Annotated in this window: 3 protein-coding genes; 1 reads left to right on the top strand and 2 read right to left on the bottom strand. The window is 69.8% G+C overall.

Going from position 1 to position 4,557, the window contains the following annotated elements:
• Positions 1-206: 206 nt before the first annotated feature.
• Both ABTZ89_RS36155 and ABTZ89_RS36150 read right to left on the bottom strand, forming a co-directional pair.
• Positions 207-1,592, bottom strand: coding sequence for a dihydrolipoyl dehydrogenase family protein (locus ABTZ89_RS36155; protein ID WP_351053467.1), 1,386 nt, complete (start codon positions 1,590-1,592; stop codon positions 207-209).
• 66 nt (positions 1,593-1,658) lie between these two features.
• A complete protein-coding gene (locus tag ABTZ89_RS36150; protein ID WP_270952481.1) occupies positions 1,659-2,342 on the bottom strand; it encodes a nitroreductase family protein in 684 nt (227 codons plus the stop codon).
• 401 nt (positions 2,343-2,743) lie between these two features.
• Between ABTZ89_RS36150 and ABTZ89_RS36145 the strand changes: the two genes are divergently transcribed.
• Positions 2,744-4,557: 2-oxoacid:acceptor oxidoreductase subunit alpha (locus ABTZ89_RS36145; RefSeq protein ID WP_351053463.1), on the top strand; the 1,814-nt coding region annotated here is incomplete at its 3' end.

Here is a 4,557-nt window from a genome sequence, read left to right as displayed (position 1 = left end):
GTTCGCAGTTTCAATTGAAACTGTGGTCCCCACCCGGACACGGCACCGGCGTGTCAGATCCCGACACACCGGAACTTGTGGACAGGTGGTCCGGTCTGTGGAGGAGTTCCGCAAATTCAATGGAAATCGGACATCCGATTTCCATTGAATTTTGAGACTCGTCGGTGACCCGCCCGCACCGGCGCGCGGGGGACTCGTCGAGGGGGTTAGACGTCGAGGTCGGCCAGGGCGGATTCGATGGCTCGGTGGAAGGTCGGGTAGGCGAAGATCATCCTGCGGAGGCTGGGCACCGGGACCTCGGCGTGCACGGCCACCGCGAGCGCCCCCACGATCTCGCCGCCGTAGGGGCCGACGACGGTCGCTCCGACGAGCACGCCGCGCTCCGCGTCGGCGACCAGCTTGATGATCCCGGCGTTGTCGACCTTGTGGATGAAACCGCGCGTGGACTCCTGGATCCGCGTGATCCCGGTGCGCACGTTGATCCCGGCATCGCGCGCCCGGGCTTCGCTCAGCCCGACGGTCGCGACTTCGGGATCGGTGAACACTACCCACGGCATCGCCCGGTAGTCGGCGGTCTCGCCGTCCTGCCCGAGGATGTCGGCCGCGGCGATGCGCGCCTGGTACATCGAGGTGTGGGTGAAAGCGCCGCGACCGGTGACGTCGCCGATCGCCCACACCCCCTCGGCGGCGCGCATGCGCTCGTCGACCGGGATGGTGCGCGCCTGCTCGTCCAGACCGACCGCGCCGACGCCCAGCGCGCGCAGATCGGTGCGCCGGCCGGTGGCCACCAGGAGCTGTTGCGCCGTGAGCTGTTCGCCGCCGGCCAGCTGCACCTCGAACTGGTCGTCGTGCTTGACGCGCTCCACGCCGTTACCGGTGCGCACCTGGATTCCTTCGGCGCGCAGCACTTCGGTGATCAGCTCGGACGCTTCGGGTTCGGCGACCGCCAGCAGCCGGGGCTGCGCCTCGATCACCGTGACGGCGGTGCCGAACCGGGCGAAGACCTGTGCGAGTTCCAGCCCGACCGGCCCGCCGCCGAGCACCAGCAGCGATTCCGGCGCCTCGCGGGCCGGCACCGCGTCCCGGTTCGTCCAATATGGACTTCCGGCCAGCCCGTCGACGGGCGGCACCACGGGATCGGTGCCGGGGTTGAGCACGATGCCGCGCCGCGCGTGGAACACCTGGTCCCCGACGGTGACCTCGCCCGGCGCGGTGATCTGCCCGAACCCGCGCACCAGGCGACCGCCGGTGCGTTCGAAGCGCTGCGCGGCGATCTCGTCGTCCCAATCGGTGGTGGCCTCGTCGCGGATCCGGTCGGCCACCGGCGTCCACTCCGCACGCACGTCGGCCCGCCCGGCGAGCTGCGGAACCCGGCGCGCTTCGGCCAGCGCATCGGTGGCGCGCACCATCATCTTCGTCGGCACGCAGGCGAAGTACGGGCATTCGCCGCCGACCAGGCGGGATTCCACCGCGACCACCGACAGCCCGGCCCTGGCCAGCCGGGAGGCGACGTCCTCGCCGCCCGGACCCATGCCGATCACCACGACGTCGACCTCGTCGGCCACCGCACCCACCCCGTTCCCGTTCGTCACCGTCTCGTCCCAGGGCACCACTTCGTGCTCGGCGCCGCCACGCAGAACGCGTTCGGGGACAGGGTCTCAGCGCCAGAGCAGCGCCTCGTCCAGGGGCTTGCGGGTCAGCTCGGGAACCTCGCAGTCGGCGGCCGGATAGCCGATCGGGAACAGGATGTAGGGCCGCTCGCTGGACGGGCGCTCCAGGATCTTCGTCAGGAATCCCATCGGGTTCGGGGTGTGGGTCAGCGTGGCCAGCCCCATGGTGTGCAGGGCGGTGATGAACATGCCGCAGGCGATGCCGACGCTCTCGTTGACGTAGTAGTGCTTCTGCCGCCCGGTGTCGTCCACCCGGTACTTCTGGGCGAAGGCGACCACGATCCACGGCACCACGTCGAGGAACTCCTTGTCCGCGTCGGTCTCCAGCCGGGACAGCGCCCCGTGCCACTGCGGGATGTCCTCGCGCTCGTAGAACGCGCGTTCCTCCGCCTCGGCGGCCAGCCGGATGCGGTGCTTGAGGTCGGGGTCCTGCACGGCGACGAAGGTCCACGGCTGCTGGTGCGCACCGCTGGGCGCGGTGTTCGCGGTCCGCACGGCCATCTCGATCGCCTCGCGCGGGACCGGATCGGAGCTGAAGAACCGCACGCTGCGGCGACCGTCCAAGTGCTCGAAGAGCTCCTGCCCGCGCCGCAACCCCTCCGCGACGTCGAGCCGCGGTGGTGCGTAGGGGACGAACGGGTGGGAGTGGGGCCGAGGTGCTGGTGCGGTCACTGATCCTCCTGGGGCTGTTCGGGTTCCAGCGCATCGCGCCCGGTCGGCTGTGATGAAAGCCGACCGCCGGCGCCGCAGGTATCGGCCGTTTCGGCGAACGCGTTCCCGGATGGTGGGAAAATCGGCAACGCGAGGCGGGCGGCAGCCACGATATGGGGCACGTCACATTTTCCGCCGGCCGCCTGCCGTGGTCGAGTGTCGGGTACGTCGGTACAGGGGGCATTACCTGGGCGACGATGCGGAACTCGATCGTTTCGATGAACATCCCTCGATCCGGGCGAACGTGCGGTTGCGTGCGCAAGGTGATCGGTTCGAGTCGGGCTGTGATCGGAATAAAGAACGGGGCTGTATCGTTCGCCACAGAATGGACGTTGCCTGCAGGTGAAGGGGAACGGATCAAGTTGAGCACCGCGAACGGGCACCGGACCAACGGCGCCCAGAAGCTGAACCGGGTGGTCATCCGGTTCGCCGGGGACTCCGGCGACGGCATGCAGCTGACGGGTGACAGGTTCACCTCCGAAGCCGCGGCCTTCGGCAACGACCTGGCGACGCTGCCGAACTTCCCCGCCGAGATCCGCGCTCCTGCCGGAACCCTGCCGGGCGTCTCCAGCTTCCAGCTGCACTTCGCCGACTACGACATCCTCACCCCGGGCGATCGGCCGGACGTGCTGGTGGCGATGAACCCGGCGGCGCTCAAGGCGAACTTGGGCGATCTGCCGCACGGCGGCATCCTGATCGTCAACACCGACGAGTTCAGCAAGCGCAACCTGACCAAGGTCGGCTACGACGGCAACCCGCTCGAGGGCGACGACCTCGACCGCTACCAGGTGCACCAGGTGGCGATGGGAACGCTGACCCAGGGCGCGCTGGAGGGCACCGGGCTCGGCAAGAAGGACGCCGACCGCTGCAAGAACATGTTCGCGCTCGGGCTGCTGTCGTGGATGTACCACCGGCCCACCGAGGGCACCGAGCGGTTCCTGCGCGAGAAGTTCGCCAAGAAGCCGCAGATCGCCGAGGCCAACGTGCTGGCCTTCCGCGCGGGCTGGAACTACGGCGAGACCACCGAGTCCTTCGCGGTGACCTACGAGGTCGCGCCCGCCGCGCTGCCCGCCGGTACCTACCGGCAGATCACCGGGAACACCGCCCTGGCCTACGGAATCGTGGCCGCCGGGCAGTGCAGCGACCTCCCGGTGTTCCTCGGCACCTACCCGATCACGCCCGCCTCGGACGTGCTGCACGAGCTGGCCAAGCACAAGAACTTCGGCGTCACGACCTTCCAGGCGGAGGACGAGATCGCCGGCGTCGGTGCGGCGCTCGGCGCTTCGTTCGGCGGTGCGCTGGGCGTGACGACCACGTCCGGGCCCGGGTTGGCGCTGAAGTCGGAGACCATCGGTCTGGCTGTGACGCTGGAGCTGCCGCTGCTGGTGTGCGACATCCAGCGCGGCGGCCCCTCCACGGGCTTGCCGACCAAGACCGAGCAGGCCGACCTGCTGCAGGCGCTGCACGGCCGCAACGGTGAATCGCCGGTGCCGGTGATCGCCCCGTGCTCGCCCGCGGACTGCTTCGACGCGGCGCTGGACGCGGTGCGCATCGCGCTGACCTACCGGACGCCGGTGCTGCTGCTGTCCGACGGCGCGATCGCCAACGGTTCGGAGCCGTGGCTGATCCCGGACGTCGAGCAGCTGCCCGACCTGCGCGTGGAGTTCGCCACCGAGCCCAACGCGCCGGACGGTTCCGGCGAGTTCTGGCCCTACGTGCGCGATCCCGAGACGCTGGCCCGCGAGTGGGCCGTGCCCGGCACGCCGGGGCTGGAGCACCGGGTCGGCGGCCTGGAGAAGGCCGAGGGCAAGGGCAACATCTCCTACGACCCGGACAACCACGACCGGATGGTCCGGCTGCGCCAGGCCAAGATCGACGGCGTGCCGGTCCCGGACATCACCGTCGACGACCCGTCCGGCGACGCCCGCGTGCTGGTGCTGGGCTGGGGTTCGTCGTACGGGCCGATCGGTGCGGCCTGCCGCCGGGTGCGCGCGCAGGGGATGTCCATCGCGCAGGCCCACCTGCGCCATCTCAACCCGATGCCGGGCAACCTTGGCGACGTGCTGCGCAGCTACGACAAGGTGATCGTCCCGGAGATGAACCTCGGGCAGCTGGCGATGCTCCTGCGCGCCCGCTACCTGGTCGACGTGCAGTCCTACACCAAGGTCGCCGGACT

It is taken from the genome of Saccharopolyspora sp. NPDC002686 (assembly GCF_040295745.1).
GTDB lineage: Bacteria > Actinomycetota > Actinomycetes > Mycobacteriales > Pseudonocardiaceae > Saccharopolyspora > Saccharopolyspora oryzae.
Note: the sequence above shows the minus strand (reverse complement) of the source record. Positions and strands in the feature narration are given on the sequence as shown.